This window comes from Prevotella sp. CAG:255, from assembly GCF_000431195.1.
Lineage (GTDB): Bacteria > Bacteroidota > Bacteroidia > Bacteroidales > Bacteroidaceae > Prevotella > Prevotella rara.
In genome coordinates, this window is record NZ_HF986861.1 from 11,223 (window position 1) to 14,376 (window position 3,154).

At 52.8% G+C, this 3,154-nt stretch carries 1 protein-coding gene; it reads left to right on the forward strand.

Annotated features, from left to right (window positions below; all coding sequences use genetic code 11):
* Positions 1 to 464: 464 nt before the first annotated feature.
* The coding region (locus QVO66_RS12200; protein WP_441295436.1) for a TonB-dependent receptor at positions 465 to 3,154 on the forward strand (2,690 nt) is incomplete at its 3' end.

The following is a 3,154-nucleotide window of genomic DNA, read 5'->3' on the forward strand; positions in this document are numbered from 1 at the left end:
GCCGCCGCTCTGTCTTGCCTGCGGGGCATGTCGTGCCGGCGCCCGTGCCGTGCTGAAATGTGCCCGTGCAGCGGCCGTTTTCCGATATGTGCCCTTTTGCATTCCGAAAGGCCACCTTTTACACGCCAAAAGGCCGTCTTTTGCAGGCTAAAACATGGCCTTTTGCAACGCATTGAGCATCAGGGCGTTACGCAGGGGCATACCGACGCATCGCCGCCAAGCCATATACAGCACCCCCGCCGCCACACGCACGCCACCCCGTGCGCCACGCCCTAAAACCTGCCCGAAAGCCGTCAGAATGTCATATTATGTTAACACGAAGAGTATATAAATAGGTATTTAAACAGATTTTAATAAATTGAAATAAATTTGTAACAAGTTGTTAAATACACTATAACCGCAGCGTAACGGCTTTGTAACACAGAATGCAGACCTTTGCAGCGTTAAAATTATTTTAGTTTTTTATGAGAAAAAATTACAAAAAATTATCGCTATTTTGCTTATCTGCGATGCTTTCTGTAGCAGCAGTGGCTGTTACTGACTCTAACGAAGCTAACTTAGGAACCATGCGCGGACGAATCGTCGACAACTCTAATCAGGTGTTGCCCGGCGCAACCGTTATGATCGAGAATCTGCACACAGGTGTTGTTAGCGACGCTAACGGATTCTACACAATACCCAACCTGAAACCGGGAGTCTACACGGTGAAGGTTTCTTACGTAGGCTACCAGCCGACAACGGCTAAACTGACCATATCTGCCGAAAAGACAGAAGTGAAAGACTTCGTGCTGTCAGAGGGAATGGAGCTTAAGGGCGTTGAGGTAAAAGGAGCGTTCCACGGACAGAGCCGTGCGATAAACACTCAGAAGAATAACTTTAACATAACCAACGTCGTGTCGGCCGACCAGATCGGCAAGTTCCCCGACTCTAACATCGGCGACGCCCTGAAGCGTATCAACGGTATCAACGTGCAGTATGACCAGGGCGAGGCACGCTTCGGACAGGTGCGCGGAACATCACCCGACCTCACATCGGTAACCGTCAACGGCAACCGTCTGCCTTCTGCCGAGGGCGACATACGCAACGTGCAGCTCGACCTCATACCGGCCGACATGATTCAGACCATCGAAGTGAACAAGGTTGTTACGGCCGACATGGACGGCGACGCCATCGGCGGATCGATAAACCTCATAACCAAAAACACTCCGTACAAGGAAGTGTTCAACATAACGGCTGGAACGGGCTACAGCTGGATAAGCGAAAAGCCGCAGCTTAACCTCGGACTGACCTACGGCAACCGCTTCTTCAACGACAAGCTGGGCTTCATGGCAGCCATATCTTACCAGAACTCACCGGCTGGATCAGACAACACTGAGTTTGAATACGACATCGACGACGACGGCAAGGTGGTGCTCACCGACGCCGAGGTAAGACAGTACTACGTTACACGTGAGCGCCAGAGCTACTCGCTCTCACTCGACTACGTGTTCAACCCCAACCATAAAGTGTTCTTCAACGGTATCTACAACCGCCGCAACGACTGGGAGAACCGCTACCGCGTGTCATACAAAGACCTGGCAGACGGCGAGGGAGAGATGAAGGCCACGATAGAAACCAAGGGAGGATCGGCCGACAACCGCGGCGCACGACTTGAGCGCCAGCAGACCATGGACTACACCCTTGGCGGCGAGCACCTGCTCTGGGACAAGCTCTCTGCCGACTGGTCGGCATCGTTCTCAAGAGCTTCTGAGGGACGCCCCGACGAGCGCTACATGAGTCTTGAGCAGAAAGACATAACCATCAACATGGCAGACGCCGGACTGCGCCAGCCCTACTCTACAACATACATCAACCTCGACGAGGGCGAATGGAAGCTCGACGAGTTTACAAACGCCAACGAGAACATCATAGAGAACGAGTGGAAGTTCAAGCTCGACTTCGAGTTGCCGCTCGCAAACGGACTCTACGGCAACAAGCTTAAGTTCGGAGGAAAATACACACGCAAGTCGAAGACAAAGGACGTTGTATGCTACGACTACACCGACGGCTACGAAGCAATGTTCGGCGACGACTATTCTAACTACTACATCAACCGCATACGCGACGGATTCATGCCCGGAAGCCAGTATAAGTCGACAATGTTCATCGACAAGAACTACCTCGGAGGCATCAGCCACGTTGACCTGGCAGCCATGGGCGGCGAGCAGGTGCTCGAGGAGTCGGCAGGCAACTACGACGCAACAGAGCAGGTTTCGGCAGGCTATCTGCGCTTTGAGCAGAAGCTCGGAAAGAAACTTGAACTTATGCTCGGACTCAGAATGGAGGCCACAAACCTGAAGACAAGCGGCTTCAACTGGATTGTTGACGAGGACGAGAACGAATATCTCGAGCCGACCGGCACCTACAAGAACAACTATATCAACTGGCTGCCGAGCGTGTTGCTGAAATATAACGCCACAGACGACCTGAAGGTGCGCGCATCTTACACCAAGACGCTGGCACGTCCTAAATACTCTCACATGATGCCGGGCAGCAGCATCAACCGCACCGAATCGCCTGTTGAGGTGTTCGTGGGCAACCCTGACCTGAAGCCGGTTATCTCTAACAACTACGACCTGTCGGCAGAATACTACTTCAAGAGCGTAGGTCTGGTGTCTGCATCACTCTTCTACAAGCGCATCAACGACTATATGGTTGAGCATGTGTCTAAAGGCAGCTACGGAAACTACGACGACTGCAAGATAACACGACCCGTAAACGCATTCGACGCAGACCTCCTGGGCGTTGAGCTCGGACTGCAGCGCGACTTCGGATTCATACATCCGTCACTCAAGTGCTTCGGCTTCTACGGCAACTATACCTACACTCACAGCAACGTGGTCAAGTCAGTATTCGGCAACAAAGACGAGCAGGCTCTGCCCGGTTCGCCAGAGCACATGGCCAACGCGTCGCTCTACTTCGACAAGGGCGGACTGAACGTGCGTCTCTCTTACAACTTCACTTCTGCCTTCCAGGACGACGAGGAGTATCAGGAAGAGGCACAGCTGCGCCGCTACTACGACAAGGTTAACTATCTCGACCTGAACGCAAGCTACACATGGGGCAAGGACATCAAGTACACCTTCTATGCCGCTGCCAACAACCTGCTGAACCA